At 39.7% G+C, this 21,555-nt stretch carries 29 protein-coding genes; 17 read left to right on the forward strand and 12 right to left on the reverse strand.

The window, feature by feature from the left end; all coding sequences use genetic code 11:
* The 5 genes from OA91_RS05940 (at position 1) to OA91_RS05960 (ending at position 3,406) form a co-directional block, all read left to right on the forward strand.
* Positions 1–537: an MOSC domain-containing protein gene (locus tag OA91_RS05940; protein ID WP_063336733.1), complete on the forward strand. Its 537-nt coding sequence runs from the start codon at positions 1–3 to the stop codon at positions 535–537.
* 72 nt (positions 538–609) lie between these two features.
* Positions 610–1,002, forward strand: coding sequence for a GFA family protein (locus OA91_RS05945; RefSeq protein ID WP_063336734.1), 393 nt, complete (start codon positions 610–612; stop codon positions 1,000–1,002).
* Between the two features lie 35 nt (positions 1,003–1,037).
* The gene (locus tag OA91_RS05950) at positions 1,038–1,379 is read left to right on the forward strand and encodes a GFA family protein (RefSeq protein WP_063336735.1); all 342 of its coding nucleotides are present in this window, start codon (positions 1,038–1,040) and stop codon (positions 1,377–1,379) included.
* Positions 1,380–1,437: 58 nt separating this feature from the next.
* Entirely contained in the window at positions 1,438–1,893 is a 456-nt protein-coding gene (locus OA91_RS05955) for a GDP-mannose mannosyl hydrolase (protein WP_063336736.1), read from the forward strand.
* 94 nt (positions 1,894–1,987) lie between these two features.
* Positions 1,988–3,406: a phosphomannomutase gene (locus tag OA91_RS05960; RefSeq protein ID WP_063336737.1), complete on the forward strand. Its 1,419-nt coding sequence runs from the start codon at positions 1,988–1,990 to the stop codon at positions 3,404–3,406.
* Between the two features lie 76 nt (positions 3,407–3,482).
* On the opposite strand, the gene OA91_RS05965 is transcribed toward OA91_RS05960, so the two are convergent.
* Genes OA91_RS05965 through OA91_RS05975 form a run of 3 tightly spaced genes read right to left on the reverse strand, consistent with a single transcriptional unit; the run spans position 3,483 to position 4,464 of the window.
* Positions 3,483–3,932 carry a RidA family protein gene (locus tag OA91_RS05965; RefSeq protein WP_231870316.1) on the reverse strand — a complete coding sequence of 150 codons (450 nt, stop codon included), beginning with the start codon at positions 3,930–3,932 and terminating at the stop codon, positions 3,483–3,485.
* Positions 3,929–4,156, reverse strand: coding sequence for a DUF2798 domain-containing protein (locus tag OA91_RS05970; RefSeq protein WP_063336738.1), 228 nt, complete (start codon positions 4,154–4,156; stop codon positions 3,929–3,931). The genes OA91_RS05965 and OA91_RS05970 overlap by 4 nt, the downstream gene beginning before the upstream one ends.
* Complete coding sequence (locus OA91_RS05975) at positions 4,153–4,464, reverse strand: putative quinol monooxygenase (protein WP_063336739.1); 312 nt, start codon at positions 4,462–4,464, stop codon at positions 4,153–4,155. Before OA91_RS05975 ends, OA91_RS05970 begins: the two co-directional genes overlap by 4 nt.
* A gap of 103 nt (positions 4,465–4,567) precedes the next feature.
* On the opposite strand from OA91_RS05975, the gene OA91_RS05980 reads away from it, so the two are divergent.
* The 9 genes from OA91_RS05980 to OA91_RS06020 all read left to right on the forward strand — a co-directional run bounded on the left by OA91_RS05980 (position 4,568) and on the right by OA91_RS06020 (position 11,203).
* Positions 4,568–5,473, forward strand: coding sequence for a LysR family transcriptional regulator (locus OA91_RS05980; protein ID WP_063336740.1), 906 nt, complete (start codon positions 4,568–4,570; stop codon positions 5,471–5,473).
* Positions 5,474–5,578: 105 nt separating this feature from the next.
* Positions 5,579–5,839: a hypothetical protein gene (locus OA91_RS05985; protein ID WP_063336741.1), complete on the forward strand. Its 261-nt coding sequence runs from the start codon at positions 5,579–5,581 to the stop codon at positions 5,837–5,839.
* 219 nt (positions 5,840–6,058) lie between these two features.
* Positions 6,059–6,733 (forward strand): helix-turn-helix domain-containing protein, encoded by a 675-nt coding sequence (locus OA91_RS05990; protein ID WP_063336742.1) that lies wholly within the window; start codon positions 6,059–6,061, stop codon positions 6,731–6,733.
* Between the two features lie 92 nt (positions 6,734–6,825).
* Positions 6,826–7,116: a hypothetical protein gene (locus OA91_RS05995; RefSeq protein ID WP_063336743.1), complete on the forward strand. Its 291-nt coding sequence runs from the start codon at positions 6,826–6,828 to the stop codon at positions 7,114–7,116.
* A gap of 144 nt (positions 7,117–7,260) precedes the next feature.
* Positions 7,261–7,923, forward strand: coding sequence for a LysE family translocator (locus tag OA91_RS06000; RefSeq protein ID WP_063336744.1), 663 nt, complete (start codon positions 7,261–7,263; stop codon positions 7,921–7,923).
* 87 nt (positions 7,924–8,010) lie between these two features.
* Positions 8,011–8,823 carry a GNAT family N-acetyltransferase gene (locus OA91_RS06005; protein WP_063336745.1) on the forward strand — a complete coding sequence of 271 codons (813 nt, stop codon included), beginning with the start codon at positions 8,011–8,013 and terminating at the stop codon, positions 8,821–8,823.
* 72 nt (positions 8,824–8,895) lie between these two features.
* A complete protein-coding gene (locus OA91_RS06010; protein WP_063336746.1) occupies positions 8,896–9,804 on the forward strand; it encodes a helix-turn-helix domain-containing protein in 909 nt (302 codons plus the stop codon).
* Positions 9,805–9,969: 165 nt separating this feature from the next.
* Entirely contained in the window at positions 9,970–10,641 is a 672-nt protein-coding gene (locus OA91_RS06015) for a LysE family translocator (protein ID WP_063336747.1), read from the forward strand.
* Between the two features lie 22 nt (positions 10,642–10,663).
* Positions 10,664–11,203 (forward strand): hypothetical protein, encoded by a 540-nt coding sequence (locus OA91_RS06020; RefSeq protein WP_157203764.1) that lies wholly within the window; start codon positions 10,664–10,666, stop codon positions 11,201–11,203.
* A gap of 89 nt (positions 11,204–11,292) precedes the next feature.
* Here the strand turns inward: OA91_RS06020 and OA91_RS06025 are convergent, their stop codons facing one another.
* A complete protein-coding gene (locus OA91_RS06025) occupies positions 11,293–12,480 on the reverse strand; it encodes an MFS transporter (protein WP_063336749.1) in 1,188 nt (395 codons plus the stop codon).
* Between the two features lie 170 nt (positions 12,481–12,650).
* Between OA91_RS06025 and OA91_RS06030 the strand changes: the two genes are divergently transcribed.
* Complete coding sequence (locus OA91_RS06030) at positions 12,651–13,427, forward strand: AraC family transcriptional regulator (protein WP_063336750.1); 777 nt, start codon at positions 12,651–12,653, stop codon at positions 13,425–13,427.
* Here the strand turns inward: OA91_RS06030 and OA91_RS06035 are convergent.
* Both OA91_RS06035 and OA91_RS06040 read right to left on the reverse strand, forming a co-directional pair.
* On the reverse strand, positions 13,424–13,834 hold the full coding sequence (locus OA91_RS06035; RefSeq protein ID WP_063336751.1) for a DUF6463 family protein: 411 nt from the start codon (positions 13,832–13,834) through the stop codon (positions 13,424–13,426). The genes OA91_RS06030 and OA91_RS06035 overlap by 4 nt on opposite strands.
* A gap of 248 nt (positions 13,835–14,082) precedes the next feature.
* On the reverse strand, positions 14,083–14,802 hold the full coding sequence (locus OA91_RS06040) for an SDR family oxidoreductase (protein WP_231870317.1): 720 nt from the start codon (positions 14,800–14,802) through the stop codon (positions 14,083–14,085).
* A gap of 207 nt (positions 14,803–15,009) precedes the next feature.
* Between OA91_RS06040 and OA91_RS06045 the strand changes: the two genes are divergently transcribed.
* The gene (locus OA91_RS06045; protein ID WP_063336752.1) at positions 15,010–15,897 is read left to right on the forward strand and encodes a LysR family transcriptional regulator; all 888 of its coding nucleotides are present in this window, start codon (positions 15,010–15,012) and stop codon (positions 15,895–15,897) included.
* On the opposite strand, the gene OA91_RS06050 is transcribed toward OA91_RS06045, so the two are convergent.
* The 4 genes from OA91_RS06050 to OA91_RS06065 all read right to left on the reverse strand — a co-directional run bounded on the left by OA91_RS06050 (position 15,884) and on the right by OA91_RS06065 (position 17,926).
* Entirely contained in the window at positions 15,884–16,288 is a 405-nt protein-coding gene (locus tag OA91_RS06050; RefSeq protein ID WP_063336753.1) for a DUF6463 family protein, read from the reverse strand. The two genes, OA91_RS06045 and OA91_RS06050, sit on opposite strands and share 14 nt — an antisense overlap.
* Positions 16,289–16,319: 31 nt before the next feature.
* On the reverse strand, positions 16,320–16,925 hold the full coding sequence (locus OA91_RS06055) for a TetR/AcrR family transcriptional regulator (protein ID WP_063336754.1): 606 nt from the start codon (positions 16,923–16,925) through the stop codon (positions 16,320–16,322).
* Positions 16,922–17,434, reverse strand: a complete 513-nt coding sequence (locus tag OA91_RS06060; RefSeq protein ID WP_231870318.1) for a DUF2867 domain-containing protein — start codon at positions 17,432–17,434, stop codon at positions 16,922–16,924. Before OA91_RS06060 ends, OA91_RS06055 begins: the two co-directional genes overlap by 4 nt.
* Positions 17,435–17,566: 132 nt before the next feature.
* Positions 17,567–17,926: a winged helix-turn-helix transcriptional regulator gene (locus OA91_RS06065; protein WP_063336756.1), complete on the reverse strand. Its 360-nt coding sequence runs from the start codon at positions 17,924–17,926 to the stop codon at positions 17,567–17,569.
* A gap of 165 nt (positions 17,927–18,091) precedes the next feature.
* Here OA91_RS06065 and OA91_RS06070 point away from each other — a divergent pair, with 165 nt between their 5' ends.
* Entirely contained in the window at positions 18,092–18,688 is a 597-nt protein-coding gene (locus OA91_RS06070) for an NAD(P)H-dependent oxidoreductase (RefSeq protein ID WP_063336757.1), read from the forward strand.
* A gap of 61 nt (positions 18,689–18,749) precedes the next feature.
* Here the strand turns inward: OA91_RS06070 and OA91_RS06075 are convergent, their stop codons facing one another.
* Together OA91_RS06075 and nhaC are read right to left on the reverse strand one after the other, a co-directional pair.
* Entirely contained in the window at positions 18,750–20,018 is a 1,269-nt protein-coding gene (locus OA91_RS06075; RefSeq protein WP_063336758.1) for an NAD(P)/FAD-dependent oxidoreductase, read from the reverse strand.
* A complete protein-coding gene (gene nhaC / locus OA91_RS06080) occupies positions 20,018–21,502 on the reverse strand; it encodes a Na+/H+ antiporter NhaC (protein WP_063336759.1) in 1,485 nt (494 codons plus the stop codon). The genes OA91_RS06075 and nhaC overlap by 1 nt, the downstream gene beginning before the upstream one ends.
* Positions 21,503–21,555: the final 53 nt, after the last annotated feature.

The raw sequence follows: 21,555 nt of genomic DNA on the forward strand, positions 1-21,555 counted from the left end.
ATGAAAGTTTTATCTCTAAGTTGTGATAATAAACATGGGTTTTCTAAAAAACCAGTAACACAGCTTACCTTGATCGCAGGTTTAGGCGTCGAAGGTGATGCTCATTGTGGCGAGACCGTTAAACATAGATCTCGAGTAAAAGCAGACCCAACCCAGCCTAATTTACGCCAAGTTCACCTAATTCATTCAGAACTTCTTACTGAGTTACAAGCAAAAAGCTTTAATGTTGAAGCTGGCTCTTTAGGTGAGAATATCCTCACCCAAGGCGTCGATTTACTCTCTTTGCCAAAAGATACCTTACTCCATCTAGGTGATGAAGTTGTATTACAAGTGACAGGGCTTAGAAACCCTTGTGCCCAGTTGGATCATTATCAAAAAGGTTTGACCCAAGCTGTGCTTGATAAAGATGAAGAGGGCAATCTCGTACGCAAAGCTGGCATCATGGCGATTGTCGTGAAAGGAGGGGAGCTTTTAATAGCGGATGCCATTAAGGTTGAGTTACCTGAAAAACCGTATCAAAAGCTTGAAAGAGTTTAGGGTTAAAAGTTACGGTAATGATAGATTTAGCTTTATCTAAACGATGAATGCTATTACGAAGTAGAGGTTATTATGGCTCATAAATATTATGGTTCTTGTTTATGTGGCGCTATTAGCTTTAATGTTACTGGTTTTAGTGAAAGCGCAGCAAATTGCCACTGTACTATGTGTCGAAAGTTCCATGGAGCTGCTTACGGAACACTAGTGAGTGTGACGGGCTTAACTTGGTTAAAAGGCTTTGAATTAATGAAGCACTTCACAGCAAAGAATGGGACTCAAAGAAGTTTCTGCCAAGAGTGTGGTTCTAGTTTAGGGTTTAGAGTTAAAAATGCGAGTATTAATGAGATTGAGATAGCAATTTCAACGTTTGATGAAGATATTCCTATTAAAATTGATGCTCAAATTTATACAGAAGATAAAGCTAACTGGAGTGAATTACAGCAAGGTATCCCATCATTTAAGTAAGGACGAAATGAAAGCTAGCTAAAGGAATAATTAAAATGAAACTAACTTGTCATTGCGGCAATATCGAATTAACAGCGGCTTATGTTCCTCAAGAAATAGCCAATTGTAATTGTTCCATTTGCCGTCGTTATGCGGCTTCTTGGGCCTATTATGAGCCAAAGGATGTTAATATCTCCCACACTCAAAAAGCCTCAGGCGCTTATATTTGGGGGGATAAGGAAGTCGCTTTTCATCACTGTACTTTATGCGGCTGTATTACTCACTATGTAACGACAGATAAATGTGATGCCAATGTGACGGCTATCAATATGTGTATGGCTGATAATGAGATTAAAGATGCTATTCCAGTTCGAAAAATTGATGGGGCGGTTTATTAATAAAATCAATTTTCAGGTTTGATTAAATCTGATATTTAGAAATAAAGATTATTAAAAAATGAATAACGAAAAGTTTTTAGAAGTAATTGATTCAACACCTCTTGTGTCTATGGATTTATTAATAGAAGACAAGCAAGGGCGTGTATTATTAGGTAAACGTCTTAATAAACCAGCACAAGGTTTTTGGTTTGTTCCAGGCGGGCGAATTCGTAAAAATGAAACCCTATCTGATGCCATTGTTAGAATATCAAAAGCAGAGTTAGGTGTTGAAGTAACACTTGATAAAGCGCGTCTTATCGGGGCGTTTGATCATATTTATGAGGATAACTTTGCCGCAGCTAAAGGTATCAATACCCATTATGTCGCCATGGGTTATCAAATTAAATTAAACGATGATTTTAAGATAAAAACCGATGAGCAACATTCTGATATTTATTGGTGGTCAAAAGATGATCTGCTTGAAGATGAAAGTGTTCATAAAAATACCAAACTTTATTTTCAGAACCGTGATTAATGCTTAGAATGTTTGAATTCACATACTAACTCGGCTGTGTTTTTTTATACGAGCGGCCCTATTTAAAAACAATATTTAATAAAGAGATAACTTGATGTTACTAAGTTCAACAGAAATACAGCAGTCTGGTATTCAATTTGGTACAAGTGGTGCGCGAGGCTTAGTGACTCAGTTTAGTGCTAATGCCTGTGCTGCATTTACCCATGCTTTTATTTCTTGTATGCAAGGCGAGTTTCATTTTGACAAGGTCGCGATTGCGATTGATAACCGACCAAGTAGTCCCGCTATGGCACAAGCGTGTGTGAAGGCATTAGAGCAACTTGGCCTAGAAGCTATTTATTATGGTGTGGTGCCAACTCCCGCTTTGGCTTACATCTCAATGCAAGATGAAATCCCTTGTATCATGGTAACCGGCAGTCATATCCCTTTTGACCGTAATGGACTTAAGTTTTATCGTCCTGATGGGGAAATTACTAAGGCAGATGAAAAAGGCATTTTAACTGCTGAGGCTGAGTTCGAAGCGATTACTGACTTACCTGAGCTGGTGGTTAACCATAAAGCCGCTTCTGTCTATATTGAGCGTTATATCTCTTTGTTTGATTCTTCTTTATTGTCAGGAAAGCGTGTTGGTATTTATGAGCATTCCAGTGCTGGTAGAGATTTATATGCTGATATGTTTAAAGCTTTGGGTGCTGAAGTCATTGCCCTAGAGCGTAGCGATGAGTTTGTGCCGATTGATACTGAAGCGGTTTCAGAGGCGGATAAACTGAAAGCGAAAAACTGGTCAGCAGAATATGACTTAGATTTTATTTTCTCTACCGATGGGGATGGCGATCGTCCTTTAGTATCGGATGAGAAAGGCAATTGGTTACGCGGTGACGTACTAGGTCTAATCTGTGCTGATGCAATGGATATTGAAGCCTTGGCTGTGCCTGTCAGCTGTAATACCGCTATTGAGAAGAGCCAAGCGTTTGAACATATTACTCGTACTAAGGTTGGTTCGCCTTATGTGATTGCAGAATTTGAACCCTTAGCAAAAGACTATGCGAGTGTTGCAGGTTTTGAAGCCAATGGTGGCTTTTTATTAGGTTCTGATGCCATAGTGAATGATAAAACAATTAAGGCACTACCAACCCGTGATGCCGTATTGCCAGCACTTATGCTGCTTGCTGCAGCGAAAGAAACGGGAATAGCGAGCTTAGTGAATGCGCTGCCACAAAGAGTGACTCACAGTGATAGGATTCAAAACTTTGCCACACAAAAAAGCCAAGGGATTTTAGCCCAAGCGAAAGATGCGCCTGAGGCATTTTTACAGAGCCTAAATTTCCTTGATGCCAAGCTTGCTTCTCTTGATACGACAGATGGGTTGCGCATGACATTAGCCAATGATGATGTGGTGCACTTTCGCCCATCAGGTAATGCGCCAGAGCTTCGTTGCTATGCAGAGTCCGTATCGATTGATCAGGCTAAGTCTTTAGTTGATCACGCTTTAAAACAGATCCAATTAATCTAACTATTTTAGTTTTAGATGAAGAGCCTAACGGAGTAATTCGTTGGGCTCTTTCTATTCTTACATGACTTTTTTACTCTTAAATCGCTAAAATAGCCTCTACTTCAACGTTGAGATCTGCCGAAAATAACGCCTCTATCTTGATGAGAGAACTTGCAGGCAGATGGGTTTGATAAATATCTGAAAGGGTTTGTCTTAGTGCTAGCATATCAGATAAATCAGTCACAAAAATTGTCACTTTAATGAGCTTGCTTAAGCTGCTGCCAAGGGCCTTTGCCATGAAGTCAATTTGTCTGAAAACCTCTTTCGTTTGCTCTGATATTGAGCCTTCTTGTGCCTGTGTTCCAAATGCTGTCATACCAGATGTATAAAGTGTGTTGCCGTGAATGACGGCGTGGCTATAGGGCCCAGCAGGAAGGCCAAGTTCAGGAAAGTTGATTGGCTTAACTATTAATTCATTTCCCACCATGTCGCTTTCGGTAATTTCATTTTTTAAAAGTTTCTGCTTTGTTGTTTCCTTATCGATCATTTTAGAGCCTCCCATTTGCCCGCTAACTTTGTTGATATTTTATGGACTTCTGGGCCAATAAAGAAGGCAATAATTGCTGCCACAGGCCAAGCCCCAAGAAAGGCTTGTCGCCAATATGATAAAAACTCATTGTTAAGCCCTAGATTAATCCAAGTCACCCAGCAGCTCATAAGCGAAGAGAGCAAAAGAGACATGAGCAAAGCGAATAGAATTCGTTGTTTCATAGGGTATCTCCGAGCTTTTCGATGTAATCCACTTGGGTTAGTTCTAGGGATAAATAATGCAAAGTATGGGGTTCTTGAAAATGCTGAGTGAGAGCTTCTTGATCAGTCCACTTTTCCCATAGGGTGAATTTATGAGGATTATCATTATTGGGCTTTACCTCAAATTGAAAACATCCAGCTTCTTCTATCGTGGCTAATCTTAGTTTCGCTAACTCCTCACTGGCTGTTTGTGGATTTTTATCATCCGGCACAGTAAGCCCAGCGCTAACCCATAGAAAAGATGAATTTGAAAGATGAGAGTCAGTCATGAAAAGCTCCTTGGTCTAGGTAATTAAGATAGGTTTAGTTTGTATTGTTGCGCTTATGATGTGTATGCTTTATTAATCAATCTTAAATTCCGGAAATGGAATCATGTTAGACGACATAGTGTTATTTATTCATATTGTTCAGCAACAAGGTTTAGCGCCCGCTGCAAGGGAGTTAGATATGCCAGTTGCTACTGTCACTAGACGGCTGCAACGGCTTGAAAATTCAGTGAGATGTCGCTTAATTCATAGGACTGCGAGGCGGTTCGAGCTTACTTCTGAAGGCGAAATATACTTTCGAGCTTATAGTCATTTGGTAGATCAATTTGAACAAACTCAACAGAGTTTAAGCGGCGAGCTAAATGATATGCGCGGAACTCTAAAAGTCATGGCACCTATCAATTTATCGGCAGGTTTTTTACAACCTATGTGGTCTGGGTTTATCCAAGAATTTCCTGATATTCAATTAGAGTTGAGTTTGAGCAACCAACTTGAAGACATGCTAGCTGAGAAAGCTGATTTAGCGATACGTGTTGGTCCCCAGCCTGATTCCGCTTTTTATCAAAAAAGGCTTGGAGAGGTCGGTACTATGTTAGTTGCTTCACCTGATTATATTGCTAAGTTTGGCGAGCCTAAAAGCATAGCTGATTTAAGTCAGCATAAGTTAATTGCTTCTCAAGCGATTATGAGTTGGACACTCCAAAAGCCAGATGGAAAAGAAAAAACGAGTTTATCACCGGCGCTTTCTACCTTGGTTAATGATGTGAATATAGCGGCTTCTTTTGTTCGAGATGGTCTAGGTATCTCCCTGTTACCGACTACCGAAGTTCAGGATTATTTAAACAAAGGGGAAATGGTAAGAGTGCTAGCCGATTTGCAAGGGTTAGATAGAGTTGTCTATGCTGTTTGGCCAAGTGGACGTTTGATGAATGTGAGAGCAAAACGTTTGTTAGCCTTCATCGAACATTATTTTATGGAAAAAAGTACTCTCGAAGTGATTAACTGTCGTTAATACTTATGGTTAAAAGCGAGCTTTAGTCACTCGAGATAATGGTTTTCTTTGAGTTAACTTTTTAGTTAACGTATTTACTCTCTTCTGCTTTATGGATGAAACAGTATGAAAAGTGTTTTTGAATATTGTGAAAGTAACATCTTAGTCATACCTCAAGCCCTTCATGGCATGCAGGATGTTGAGCCTTTATTGCTCGATGATAATGTCGGATTTTTCTATAAATGCTTACAAGACGACTTATTAGATATTGAGTTTTATAGTAACTTTCCATGCTTGGTTTATATTGAAAAAGGGCAAGAAACGCTCACTAACTCAGATAACCAAACTCTTGTTTTAAAAGAAAATAGTGCCATATTTTTACCCTAAGGCTAAAGGAACCTGCGAATAAGTCCTCCCGCCTCAGCGTGTGGATAAAAGCAACTAGATTTATGGCGAGGAGCGCAACTTAATAGTGATTCTATTGATAAGATCTTCAACGTAAAGGTAGTGCTTTTAGACCACGCCCTTCGGGTCTTTCAGAAAAAGTATCACCCTGTGTTGTTACTTCTCGAAAGGTACCTACATTACGTCAAAGTAACGCCTTGTGTGATACTTTTTCTGATAAGACTGAGAAGAGGTGACTTATTCGCAGGTTCCTTAAATCTACATTCGGATTTTGTACAGTCTACCGAGAGTTTAAAGGCCCATTTGGTTTTCTTTGATCAAGCGCTGATTACTGAATTCCTCAGTAAGGCGATGCCTTCTCATTCCCAAGGAAAATCAGGCTTTAGCGCTATTGTTTGTGATTCATTAATCCAATCATTTTTTGAGTCGATTAAAGAGATAAAATCACAAAGGCGCTGCTCTAAAGGCTTGGTGCGAGTGAAGCTACTAGAATTGCTACATTTACTCGAATTGAGCGAACCAAACCTAGTCTCTTATCTTACTGAGAGCACACAAAATACAAGCGTACCTAAGCGTAATTTATCCCGCTTACTCTCCACGAGCGATATTCTAAAGCTATCAATTAATGATATGGCCCATTTGTCAGGGCGAAGCTTATCGACCTTTTTACGAGACTTTAAAGCCTTGTACGACACTACCCCTAAAAAATGGTTGCAAGAAAAACGTTTGTTAAAGGCAAAAGATCTTTTAAGTGACACTGACTTAAGTGTCACTCACATTGCTAACGAAATTGGCTACGACAATGTTTCCCACTTTATTAGCGCTTTTAAAACCCGCTATGACATCACCCCAAAACAATTAAAAAAACAACTTTGACGCATAAACGTTATTTGTGAGTGTTTTTGGGTAGTTCGATAAAGCCCCTGTGATTGAATAAGGTTTGAAATCAATGACAGGAGTTATGAATCATGAGTGTTAGAGTTACCTTAAACTGTGTATTAAAAACCAATAAAACAGACACCTTAATTTCTTTCCTAGACACTAATTTGCCTAATGTAAGGGGTTTTGATGGTTGCTTAGGCGTTGCTGTCTATTTTGATGTTGAGCGAGGAGAAATGTTATTGGAAGAAGCCTGGATGAGTGAGCAAAAGCATTATGCTTATATCAAACATATTGAAGAAAATGGTGTGTTAGAGCAACTGACCGCCTTTTTTGAAATGCCTCCTAGCATTAAATATTTTACCAAAGCTGATATCTAACCTTTCTAGTAAGGCACTGATTTTAAGGAGCTGATTTTAAGGAGCTGATTTTAAGGAGTAGGCTTTAATACTTGCTCCTTTCTTTCGTTAATGGCTAAATGCAATCCCTTGATGAGTTAATCTTTAACAATATCAGGGAGCCTTATGATAGACCTCAGCGTGTTACCTTTCTTTTTTACCGCTATTTTCTTTTTAGCGATTTCCCTAGGACCAGATTTATTACTGCTATCGAGCTACTCATCAAGTAAGGGATTTATGGCGGGTGCCATGGCGTCTATTGGTGTGCTACTGGCTGGTGTTGTGCAAACGAGTTTGGTTGCTTTTGTCCTGGGTGAACTCATGATGGCCATGCCAATTATCGCTCTAGGGGTCAAATTAGTTGGGGCAGCTTATCTAACTTATATCGGCCTCAAGATGCTCTTCACTTGGTATAAAAGTGTCGCTAATTATGAGCAAAATCAAGACACTCAGACGCGTGTCGAAGGGCATTCTAAAACCATAAAAATATCGAGTTTTAGCCTGATAAATAAAGGGCTACTCAATAACTTATTAAACCCCAAAGCGCTCTTATTCTTTAGTTTATTTTTACCTCAATTCACCCATGATGGCTCCGACCTCACGATACAGATTCTGATACTAGGCCTTATTTTAAGTCTGTTCGTCTTTGTGATTAATCTGGCTTTTTCTTTTACCTTTAGCCAACTAGGGCGCTTTTTGGGGAAAAAGTTAACATTAGGACAGCATATAGACGGGATATTAGGGGTGATCTTTCTTGGTCTCGCAGCGCGTTTGGTAAGTAGCAAATAGAAGTATTGTCGTATTTATTCAATCATTCTTAAGGCTGTTTTTTTATTATTTCTTTATCAATATATATTTAGATAATAGGGAAACAGCATGTTAAAAATTAAACCTATAGACGATCTAAGCAAGCCTGAATTAAAGATCTTAAAACAAGGTTTTTTCGAGCAAGCGAATGGCCCTTTAGATGGCATGTGGCACTTTGGTTTTGTTCCTATGAGCACTCACTTCGGCTTTTACTTTGAGGATGAGCTAGAAGGTTTTTGCTGCGTAAATAGCGAGTCATATCTCATCCAATTTTACCTTTCGCCTAAATCCAATATTCATGGCCCTGATTTATTTAAACTCATTAGCCAAGGTAATAGCTCTGTCATTGGTGAGATAAAAGGTGCCTTTGTCAGTACTGCAGAAATACAATATTTAAACCTATGTTTAGATAACGGGATTGGTTACAAGGTTAATGCCCATATGTATCGTCAAGAATTAAAGGGTGTGCTTGAAACTGAGTTAGAGATGCAGTTAGCTAATAAGTCTGAATTAGCCCGTTTTGTTAGTTTCGCAGCAATGAATATAGGTGCACCAGAAGCTTGGTTAAACGACTATTATGGGAATTTAATTGGGCGTAATGAGCTGTTTGGTTATTGGTCTGAGGATGAGCTTGTTGCAACAGGAGAATGTCGTTTATTTGATGAGATACAAACTGAGTACGCTGACTTAGGCATGATAGTGAGTCAATCACATCGAGGAAAAGGGCTGGCGACTCAAGTACTGAAATGCTTAACTAATATGGCTTCAAAGGAAGGACTTGCCTGTATCTGTTCGACAGAAGCAGGCAATTTGGCGGCACAAAAAGCCATATCAAGAGCGGGACTTTCAGCCTCTCACCGTATTATTCAATTTGAGTTTTAATCTTTTTTAGGTGGAAAATATGATGTCAGTTTGGGGTATTCCCCAGGATAAAAAGTTGAGTATTAACAAGGCATGATTAATTGGATACAAGCCCCTAAATCAGAGCGATTAAGTAACTTGATAGAGTGTTATTGGTTTATCGAAAAAACCAAAGACGCCACAAGTTACCCGTATCCAAAACTCAACCCAGACCCAAGCGCACACTTGATATTATCACCTTCGGATCAGGCCTATTTTTATGGGCTCGATCTCCATGAGGGGGGTGAAACAGAGCATCTTGTATCCAATCAAACGGGGGGCTCATCTGGCCTTGGAAGTCACTGGTTATATCCGCATCAGCAAACTTTACAGCTTGATCACAGGCAGGCATTTGTTCACCTAGGTATTAAATTTCGCCCAGGTGCTTTATATCGTTTAAACCTTAATGAGAATGATGAGTTCGATAGCCAAACGGTACTAAATCAAGCTAAAGCAGCTCAGTTGCAAGTACTCATTAAAGAGAAGCTGTTTACGAAAGAAAATCTATTCGTTGAGGAGCTCATCTCATTAGCTCGTGAAGAAGCTGAGCTTTGTTGTGATCAATTGGATAAGCTTTTACTGCCTTGGCTTAATCAAGTGAAAGAGGATAGACATAGTGAGCTGGTGAGGAGCGTTTTACCGCTTATTTCAACAACGAATATCTCATCCTTAGGAAAAAGCTTAAATTGCTCTCAGCGTACCTTAGAACGCAGTTTTATCAGGGTGACAGGGTTAAGTTTAAAACAATACCAAGCAATGAATAAGCTTGAGGTTTTACTTGAGCATTTATATCAAAAACAGGCTCAAGACATAGATTGGGTTGAGGTCGCCTTTGAATTTGGCTTTAGTGACCAACCTCATCTTATTCGACACCTCAAAAAGCAACTAGGGCAAACACCAAAGCGTTATGCGAAAGAAAGAGGTTTTACCATTGATGTTTATGGTGGTGTGAGTTCTTCATAGCTATCTCTTAGTCTCTTTTTAGTAATAAATCAGTAAAATAATTAATGACTATTTAATAATATTAATTTAACTAATTTTATTTTCTCAGATAACCTTCATTCTTTTTTATTAGATCAGGTTCAGAAAATGATGCTCTGACCATGATGTGTTATTGGAGGACGATGAATGCCATCAATCGAAATTTTATTAGCTTTTACTCTAACCTCATTATTAATGAGCCTCTCTCCTGGTCCATCTAATTTATATGTCATGGCAAGGTCCATTGCGCAAGGTTTACAAGGTGGCTTAGTGGCTGCATTAGGCTTGGGTGTAGGGAGCTTAATTCATGTCACCGCAGCTGTATTAGGTTTGTCGGTTTTATTTAGTCATTCGCCGACCCTGTATATGATGGTGAAGTTAATTGGTGCTTTGTATCTTATTTATCTTGGGGTGAACTACTGGCGTGCACATTCTGGTTCTAGCTCTGAAAATAAGTCTGATGATGAAGCCTTGCCTGTTAAAAAGACAAAAAGCATGCCTCTTAAAAAGGTGTTCATCCAAAGTATTATCGTTGAAGTCACTAACCCAAAAACCGCCTTGTTTTTTATCGCTTTGTTACCACAATTTGTTGTACCTGAATCAGGCCCGATTGCGCTACAGCTTTTTGTGTTAGGTATGATTGCAGCGTTAACAGCCTTGCCTTGTGATATTTTAGTGGCCGTGTCATCCAGCAAGGTGGCTAGTTGGCTGTTAAAGCATAAGAATGCACAAGTAATACAGGATAAGGTCTCTGGCTCGATTTTATTTGGCATGGGGAGCTTTATTGCAGTCGGTGAAGTGGCAGGTGTTGAAGACTGATAAAAGAAAGGAACTTAATTATATGGATAAAAATGGATTCGATGCTGTTTTTGACAAAATTGTTGTGGAGTCTCTTGTAGGGTTAGGCTTTATAAAGAGTGGAAAAAGCATCTACTTTCTTGATGAGGAAATTAATGTAAGTCTTATTCGTTTAGGTGGTCGAAATGCTTGGCCTGGTGGAATTAGCCATGTGTTGTGTTTTAGGCATACATTTCTACCAAATCTCGACATGAAAGTTCCAGGCTCTTTCGAAAGTCAAGCTTTTTCATATCCAATAAAAATTGATCCGGATAGTGTTGGTACCTTTTTGAATAAGGAGGATAAATATTACCCTCAAAATTTGAGATACGAGAAGGGGCGATATGATTATCAAGATAAACCAGATCATCAGATATTCTCAGAATTGAAGAAGTTAAAAAATGATATTATTTCCTTTTGGGAATGGTCTAAGTCTATTACTCCCGTTTATCTTAAGGATGAAATATTATCCAACGGTGAAGCCGCGTGGATAGAAAAGTTTTGGTTACAAGCATATGAATCAAAACTTGTAATCACGAATTAAAATCTATTCAGTCATCAATTAGGCGTTAGAAGGCCCAGAATAAGCCAAGCTAGTTGATACTTATTTTGGGTGTGCGTGTTAGTTTTCTTTTATGCCCATTTAAATCGACGTACTTCATTACCCTCATCTGGTTTGGCTGGAATGTTAAAGGCCAATATTAATGAGGCAGCAGCCATAGCAGCACCTGCTAAAAAGACACTGGCAGGGGACACCAACCAGATTAATCCAAAGGTCACTGGAATCACAACCGCTGCAATATGGCTGATAGTGAAAGACACGCCTGCAGTCGAGGCCATATCCGCTGGGTCTGCTATCTTCTGAAAGTAGGTTTTAATCGCCAGCGCCAAAGCAAAGAACAAGTGATCTATCACATATAAGCTACCTGCCATGATAGCCGAATCCACAAAAGCATAACCTACGAATACCAGTATCAAACCTAGGTACTCAAAAATAAGGGCATTACGTTCGCCAAAGTGTCCGATCAACTTGCCAATTTTTTTCGCAAATAACCAATTAAAGGCATAGTTGATCAAGAACAAAAGCGTTATATCTGACGCAGAATAACCAAATTTTTCTACCATTAAAAAGCCTGCAAACACCACAAAGATTTGGCGTCTCGCACCGCTCATAAAGGTTAAGGCGTAATAGAGCCAGTAGCGTTTGCGCAACACTAGCTTTTTATTTTGTGGCACCTTAGCCTCAAAGTTAGGGAAGGCTAGCCAGATAAATAGCACTATGGCTAGTGAGAGGCTGCCAGCAATAAGGTACACCCACTTAAACTCAAGTTGGAATATCTCTAATAAAACCCAAAGTCCAGAATAGGTAATGAGTGAGGCGAGCGCCCCAACGGAAATAAGCTTGCCTAATACCTCTGGCGCTTCTTCTTTTGTGAGCCATTGCAGGGATAAAGACTGCTTTAAGGTCTCAAAATAATGAAAGCCGATAGACATTAACAAGGTCGTACATAAAAGCCCTGCCACCGAAGGGAAAAAGCCCGTAATCGCCACGCCTAAAGTGAGCATCACGAGTGAGAGCAACATGAACTTTTGTTCTCTTAAAAATAAGAGCACAAAGATGGCGGTAAAGGCTAAAAAGCCTGGGATCTCACGCACACTTTGTAATAAGCCAATTTCGGCGCCGGTAAAGTGTGCTTTTTCAATAACAAAGTTATTCAGTAGTGCCTGCCAGCTAGCAAATGCCATAGGTACGATAATAGATACCAGCATGAGGAGATGCTTGGGAGTTTGCCAAGAATAAGCATTTCTATTGATTAACATTGTCTAATCTCTTCTGAAATAAATTGATATGAGACAGTCTATTCGTTATTTTTTAGTCTTACTTTCTATGTTATGACGATCAATATCGATAAACAGACAATGTTGAAATGAGTGTTAACAATGAAAGTAAATAAAATAAAAAAGCCCACTAAATCACAAAGCGAAAGATTATGGCTAAGTTAACCTCGAACGAAAAAATTGAAAACGCAGGTGATAAATTCGTTCTTACCCATCAGATCGACATGCCAGCAGGGTATAAAGGGCAATTGCATCGACACATCTGGTATCAGCTTATGTATGCCTCAAGTGGGGTATTAAATGTTGAGTACCAGAATCAAATTATGTTTGTGCCACCGCAAAAAGCGATTTGGTTACCACCGAACTGTGATCATAGGGTAAGAGTGCCTGTAGGGGCGCATTTTCATAGTGTGTATTTTAGGCCTGATACGGTTTCAGCCCTTGGAGATACGAGTAAAGTCTTAAGTGTTACCCCATTAGTGCGTGAACTGATTTTAGCTGTGGGCGAAATGACTCATGAAGATAAAGAGCTGGATGATAAGGATAAGCGACTCACGCAAGTTTTGATTGATCAGCTAAGTTTACAGGCGGATAGTGCTTTATCAGTTCTAATCCCTTCAGATAAGCGGTTAGCCGAATTAGTTAGGCAGATAATTCATACCCCAAGTAATGCAATGAGCCTAGAGGAGTGGGCTCAAACGCTTAACCTATCAAGTCGTACTATTACTCGAATTTTTACCAAAGAAGTGGGGATGGGTTTTAAAGAGTGGCGGCAAAAAGTACGTTTATTAGAGGCAATTAACTTGTTAGAGCAAGGTTTGCCAGTTACTCAGGTTGCGTTAGAGGTAGGTTATCAATCTCCCTCTGCATTTACTTATGCCTTCAAGCAGGCGTTTGGGATAAACCCTGCTTCATATTTTGTAGGTTAGTTACTCTCTTGCAGCTTCTTTTCGATTCTTTGATTGATAAGATCTGGAATACCAAATAAGAGAATGAAACCTTGGATAAGCAATAAATAGGCAGTCTCAAAAGGCGAAAGGAAAACTAAAATAATCCCTATTATTATCAATCCCCAAGCTAAAGAAAGTGGTGGAATAAAGCCTTCTTTAAGTGCCTTTTGTAAGAATAAGCCTAACATGATTATCATAACGCCTGATATCAAGAACCAGACGATAGCTAAACGGTCAAATATAGGTTCATCATTGATGAAAATGCTCGAAAACCAATGGTCGTTGTGCATATTAACCAGAGATTGCCAGCCATAATAGGTTCCTATTAGGCAATGAAATATACCTGTTGCAACTAGGTAGTAGCCTGAATATTTCATTAGTTTCATCTTAACTTCCTCTCATTTATACCTGTTAAAGTGAAGTAATAAATTCCCTCACTTTATTTAGAACAACTCGTCTTTAAGCTTAGCGACAAAATACAAAAAATCATGTTTGAACGCTCGAAATAAAGCGCGCATATTTTAGCATGTCAAAGCTGAAGCACATATCTAAAAAACATAGATAAGATATAAATTAGATTCATCTTATGTTGCTGATTAAGATGGATTAAGTTACACCATACCTCCATTAGCCCTTATGATTTGTCCATTGATCCATTGATCCATTGGCTGTCAGGTCCGGTTAGAAAAGCGATAATATTTGCTATGTCTGCAGGGGTGCCTAGCCTTTGCATTGGGTTCATTTGAGATAAATGCTCAATTTGTTGTTGAGATTTATCTCGTAAGAAGAGTTCGGTGTTTGTTGGCCCTGGAGCTATTGCATTTACAGTAATACTTTTTCCTTTTAGCTCTTTGGCTAAAATATTTGTTAGCGCTTCAACTGCTGCTTTTGTGGCGCTATAAATACCATACTCTTCTAGTTTTAACCCCAGTACACTGCTAGACATATTAATAATTCGTCCACCCTGATTTAACCTTTTGGAGGCTTCACGTAAGGTGTTAAAAGTACCTTTTAAATTGGTTTCGATTTGCTTTTCGAATAATTCATCGCTGCTATTTGCTATAGAGGCTAATTTCATGCAACCTGCATTATTAACTAGGATATCGACTTTACCCAAGCGAGTTTCTACTTGCTTAAAAAGGTGTCTGACGGACTCTGGGCTTGCGATATCACACTGGATTGCGATTGCCTGATAGCCAAGCGAAGTGAGTTCTTTGACTAAGTTGATAGCTTGCTCAGAGCTTGAAACATAATTTATTGCAATACTAAAGCCTTCAATCGCAAGTCTTCTGCTAATACTTGCCCCAATACCGCGTGATCCGCCTGTTATGATGGCGACTTTTTGATTAGACATACTTTTACCTCAATTTAGCTGATTAGAATAAGGGTGAGTATGACCTTTATGTTAAAGTGAATAATTGCTTATAAATTGATAATACAATTCCATTTATAATAATAATGTGAGCATTCGTTTTCATCTGGGATAGCTCAATGGCGTAAACTTAACTGCGGCAATTTAATTTTTTCGCTTAACCCATGTTTTTTAATTAAAGGGAAAGAAATGGATAAATTTAAAGAGATGCAGATCTTCTCCCGAGTGGCAGAGCGTAATAGTTTTACTCTGGCGGCAGAAGACTTAGTCGTGCCACGCGCCACAGTGACGAACAGTATTAAACGTTTAGAAAGCCGCCTTGGGGTTAGATTGCTAGAACGGACCACTCGCCAAGTGCGTTTAACTTTGGATGGAGAGCAGTATTATGAAAAATGCATCAAACTGCTTGGGGAGTTGGAAGAAGTTGAGAATAGTTTTTTAAAACACTCTCCTAAAGGTGTGCTAAGGGTCAATTTACAAGGGACACTTGCTAAACATTTTGTCATTCCTCGTCTTCCTGATTTCTTAAAGCGTTATCCAGATATTAAAATCCATATTGCTGAGGATGATCGACTTATTGACCTTGTAAAAGAGGGAATCGATTGTGTATTAAGAGCGGGTGAGTTACAGGATTCCAGTTTAATTGTGAAACCTTTAACTCAACTGGAAATTGTGACAGTGGCGAGTCCTGAATATCTTGATCAATACGGAACGCCCAAAGATTTAAACGCTTTGCAGAACCATAATGGTATTGCCTATTCATTAGATGTAAAAGCCAGACCTTCTGAATTTGATTTTCTTGTCAAAAATAAGCTGGTTTCAGTACATTTGAATTCCCTGGTGGCCGTCTCAGGCGCTGAGGTTTATACCGCTAGCGCCAAAGCTGGATTAGGCCTGATACAAGTCCCTAAATACCGGATTAGGCATGAGTTAGAAACAGGTGAATTAGTGCCTATACTCACTCAATTCTCTGTGCCAAGCATGCCTGTCTCCGCTTTATATCCTCATAAAAAGCATCTTTCTCAGCGCACAGGTGTTTTTGTTGATTGGCTTGCTGAGATTTTTAATAAGGCTTAACTACTCGCTTTCTCAAAGGTGTTAATATTTTTGCTTTTAGGCTACCTCGCATTAAAATAATGCCTTGAATAATAAAGAAATAAGCGCCTGATACAGGCATTATGATGGCGACAATAATACCTATTAGGATAAAGCCCCAAGCTAAGGAAACGGGAGGAATAAAGCCTTCATCTAACGCTTTTTGAAGCATGATGCCAAATAGAATCCAGAAAATTCCTGACAGTAAAAACCAAGAAATTGCCTCACGATCAAACAATATCTGATCGCCAGCCATGGTGCTGGCCAACCAATTATCTTGGTGCATGGCTAAGAGCGTTTCCCAACCTAAAATTAAGCCAATAACACTGTGAAGTATGCCTGTTGCGATTAGGTAATATCCTGAATATTTCATGGTTTTCTATCCTTAAAGTTTCAATTTAAAATCAGTTATCCTTGGGCATTGGCAAAAAAGCTTGAGATGCCATCGCTGTGACTCTTAATACGGTTTCGATAGAGGGTCTTGGATGTATCTGTTGCATGCCTAAAAAATTGGCATAGGCCATTAATGCGATATCTTCTGCTTCTTCTTTAGGAAGGCCAAGTTCGGCATAACATTGGGCTAAATAGCCTTGTCTTTGCTGGTCTATTTTTTCTAAGTGTCCGCTAATACTCGGCTCTTTTAATGCCCAGGCACGTATGTGCATTTCTGCCTCAATGTTTTGTCCTGCGATGACTTGATCCAGTTTATTTAATCTTTCAAGTGGTGAGTCTTCTGTGTTTGCCTGCTTGATAAAATCTAATGTCATCTTTTCATACCAATGTGTCATCAGAGCATCAATAAAAGCGTTTCGATTATCAAAGTGGTGATAAAAGGAGCCTTTGGTTACGCCTTTTAATTCGCATAAAGGAATGATCTTTAGAGACTCAGGGCCTTTTTTGATTAACACTTTTAGTGCAAATTCTAGCCAGTCTAATTGGCTACTTTTACTTTCTTTGTTTTTGCCTGTTTGGGCTTTATTTAAGTCTTTTTTTGTTTTTTTTGTATTCATAATCTTTTAGCTTTTAGCGCGTTATTCATCACAGTACGTGCGATGATGTAATGGAAAGGCAAAATGCTATTGACATAGAGCCTACCTATCAATGTTTTTTGGTTAACTAAGGTAGAAACGATGACTTGATCAGCCTGTTTTAACACAGAGATATAGAAGATCATATGCTTGTCTTCGGCATAAGAAATAATCTCATCTTGAGTCTTCTCAATGACAGTTAAGAAACCTGCTTTATCACCTATTGTTAACTCGTCGCTGCTTGGTGTTAGGTTATCTGCGCCTACTTCAAAACCAAATAATTTAACTATTCGATTACGAATTTTCATTAACTTAGAAACCCAGCTAGGCATGTGCGCAAAAATGGCGTGCTGTAATTGGCTTGGGCTCAAAGATGGCTTGTTTAGAGGCATTGAAAGGGCATCACGAAAATAGTGGCCTTCAACCTTACTTGCAAGCTTATCCTGTTTGGGTTCATCTAAGGTTTGAATATTGGAGAAAAGCCAAGTCATAGTCATTCCTTTGTCTCTCATTGATAGTATGAAGCTAAAAACATTCAATACATACCATACTGTATGGTATGTATTGAATGTTAGATAAAACTTGAATACTTGTAAAGAGAAAAAATGAATCGCTTCTAAAGGCTAATCTTGACGAGTGTTATTACTTTCTAGATGAGAAATGCCCCAAGCCCTTAAGGACTCAATAACTGGCGCTAATGTTTTGCCATAGTCAGTCATGGAATATTCGACTCTAGGTGGCACTTCAGGATGAATTGTGCGTGAAATTAGCTTTGTTTCTTCTAACTCTCTTAGCTGCTTAGTTAGCATTCTTTGGGTAATGTTGGGCATGATACGACGCAGTTCATTAAAGCGAATTGAAGTATCTTGATTACTGCTATCTAACAGGTGATAAAGAATTGCGCCTTTCCATTTCCCTCCTATGATTTCGAGAGCTCTTTCTACTGGGCAACCAAGGTTACAGTCATAATCTGTGTGCGGCATTTTTACGTCCAAGGGTATACAAAAAGGTACTGAGTTCTTAAAAAGTGCCTTCTTATGTCGGCTAAATTTTTTGTTTATTCTGCTCCCTCACTCATGTTCTCGCAAGAGAAATTCATAGTCATATATTGAAGACATCAGATTGAAAAAGTAGATTGGAGAAAATAGATGAAAACCCTCGTTTTAGTTGCCCATAAATACCTAGCGACACGTTCCATTGCTAACCAAGCCATAGTTGAAAGCCTAAATGCGATAGAAGGTTTGGAGATACGAGATCTGTACCAGTTATATCCTGATTTTAAAATTGATGTCGCCAATGAACAGCAGGCATTGCTTGAAGCTGATTTGATTATTTTTCAATTTCCTATCCATTGGTATAGCGTACCTGGGATTTTAAAAGAGTGGATGGATCAGGTGCTGCTTTATGGTTTTGCTTATGGCAGTACTGGGGATAAATTGAAAGATAAGCGTTTGCTTATTTCAACAACATTGGGCGGAGATATCGCCTCTTATCAAGTCGGTGGACATAACAACTTTAGCCTTGAGACTTTATTTACGCCCTTAGAGCAAACCGCTGCCTTATGTGGGATGCACTGGCTATCGCCTATGGCCAGTGGCAATATGTTATACATACCAGATATTGCGAATAAAAAGGAAGATGTCGTCCAAAGAGCAAGTGCCTATGGCGCAAAGCTGAAGGAGCGGATTAGCTCGATTAAAGAGGCAGTTAAACCTATCTCTCCTCTTAAATGCGTTGTGAGTTAAATAACATTATTGGACAAGAAAGAGGGGGTTGTTAGCCCCTCTTTTACTCTTTGAGGGCTTGTTAAAATCGAGTCACTTTAAACGCGTTACAATTAATCTTAGGTGTTTTTTGGGTAACAATAGCGGTTAATAGTTCTGCACTTGTTGCCGCTTGAGTTAATCCAAGGTGCTGATTTCCAAAAGCAAAAAAGATGCTTTCATACTCAGGGTGCTTATCTATTACAGGTAATGAATCTGGCATAGTCGGTCGAAACCCCATCCAATCACTGGTTTTAATTTTTGTGCTTTTAAGTCGAGGGATTAGCTTTTGACTATGATAACGGAGAGATAAAAACCGTCGTTTAAAAGGTTTCAGCTTAAGTCCGCCTAACTCTGTCATTCCCACAGCTCTTAAACCTGAATGGAGTGGGCTCATCACAAACCTTCGTTCAGCAGAACCAATTGGGTGATTGAGTTTAAATGGATTATTTTTAAACGTAAGGTGATAGCCTCGCTCGGCTTCTAAAGGAATATTAAGACCGACTTTTTGTAGTAAACTTTTGCTCCAAGCACCAGTGCAAATAACCAGTTTGTCAAATGAGTAGCTGGCATCTTGTGTGATAAGTTTATTGGACTTATCGCCAGGTTGAATATCCTTGACTGCCTCTTTGATGAAGTTCCCTTGCCTTGATAGAAAAGCAGAAAAAAGTACTTCGCAAAGCAGATGAGGGTCCTGTACGCGATAAGCGTTGGGAAAATATAACGCATGATTTATTGTGCTGGAAAGAGCGGGTTCTAGCTTTTTCAATCTTTCACCTTGAACAAGCTCTGTTTGTATTCCCCATGCTTTTAAATAAAGAGCATGTTGTTTGGCTTGTTCTAGTTTGTTCTGCGACTCCCACACTAAGAGGTAACCGGATTTCACGAGTTGCCCACTAGCACCTATATCCAGTAAGCATTTTTTCCAAGCTGGAATTGATGCTTGGTTTAATGCTGATAAGGCGAGGCGTCCTTTTGCAGATGTGCTTGGGTGAGCGGCCGTAATAAATTTTACCAGCCAAGGTAAAATACGATGAAAGTACCCTAATGGAAGTGACAAGGGTCCATGTGGGTTTAGCCACATGGAAAGTGCACTGCGTAGGGTTTTAGTCGTGGATAAGGGGTCAATTAGCTCAGTCGCTAAGTAGCCCGCGTTACCAAATGACGCCCCTAACCCCGGTTCATTTTTGTCGATTAAGGTCACTTGAAAACCTTCTCGTTGTAACTCTAATGCGGTACAGAGACCGACCACCCCGGCACCAACAACGCCTACTGTGACAGGCTTAATTTTATTCGCGCCGAGGTTCTGCATTAGATGTTTCCTTTTAGTGATTGGGGTTGCGCTGAATTTTCAGAGTTGGGTTGAGTATTCATGGTCTCTTCATCGGACTTTTTCGAGAACCAACCCGTTTGGGCATAAATTATCCCAATCACAGGTGAGAGCCAACAAGCAAAAGCAAGGGGAATATAGAGTAGAGCACTGTAGTCACCTGATACGACAGTTAAACCTAAGGTCCCCATTACAAATGCACCACCGGCATTCCATGGAATCAGTGGGGAGACCAAGGTACCGCCTTCTTCAATGGCGCGAGATAAGTTTAGACGGCTATATCCGTGCTTGCTGTATTCAGGCCCGTACATGCGGCCGGGTAGGGCGATAGATAGATAGACATCACCTGACACAACATTGGTCGCAACAGAGGTTAAAATAGCGCTAGTTTGTAATCCTCTAAAGCCTTTCGTTAATCTTAGTATCGATCTGACCACTGATTCTAAACAGCGGGTTCGTTCTAATGCGCCACCAAAGGCTAACGCAAACATCATCAAGGTAATTACCCAGGTCATAGATGACACGCCACCTCGGTTAAGCAAGCTGTCTAACGATGCTGTATCAGTGTTAATTTTAAAGCCACTATGAGCGAAAGTCAGAACCTGGTTCAAGTTATAGTCATAGTTCACGGCTGCGACTATGGCGCCAAGAATAAAACCTGTAAATAAGGCTGGGATGGGAGAGACTTTAAAAAAGGCTAATGCCATCACGACAATTAAGGGGATTAGCGGTAAAACGCCAAGATCAAAGTGGGTACTTAAGCCTTCTTTAAATTGAGATATTTGAGCAAGTTGAGCAGTATCTGTCGCAGTTTGACCACCGACAATTAGATATATAACAAAGGCAATAGCCATAGCTGGAATGGTGGTTGGCATCATATTGCGAATATGGTCGAACACATTTGTTTCGGTCACCGCTGCGGCTAAGTTGGTGGTATCTGATAAAGGAGATATTTTATCGCCAAAAAAGGCGCCAGAAACCACTGCACCTGCACTCCAATAAATAGGCACGCCAAAAGCTGAGCCTATGCCAATTAGCGCAAGACCCACTGTTCCTACGGTTGTCCAGCTAGAACCTATGGATAGCGAAACAACAGAGCAAAGTAACATAGAAGCCGCTAAGAACCAGCTAGGGTCTATCAGCTCTAAGCCATAATAAATGAGCATAGGCACCGTGCCGCTCGCAATCCATGTACTTACCAGCATGCCTACAACAATTAGAGTTGCGATAGAGGGCATGGCGACATGCAGAACATGAAACGCACCAGACTCGATATCTTTCCAACGATAGCCTTGAGACCAGCCAACTAAAGCTGTAATTGCAAAGCCAATGGCTAGCGCAATATGAGGTGTAAAGTCATCATAATAAAAGATCTGAACACCTAATAAAGCGATGGTGAGAATGATAGGAATTAAAGCTAAACCTAGGCTTGGTATCGCTAGGTTTGGGGCATTATTTTTTTGCATCTGTATTCTCCAGAAAGCGAAATAGCTTCGTCATTGTTTTTATTATCAGAGGT

It is taken from the genome of Marinomonas sp. SBI8L, from assembly GCF_001624705.1.
Taxonomy (GTDB): domain Bacteria; phylum Pseudomonadota; class Gammaproteobacteria; order Pseudomonadales; family Marinomonadaceae; genus Marinomonas.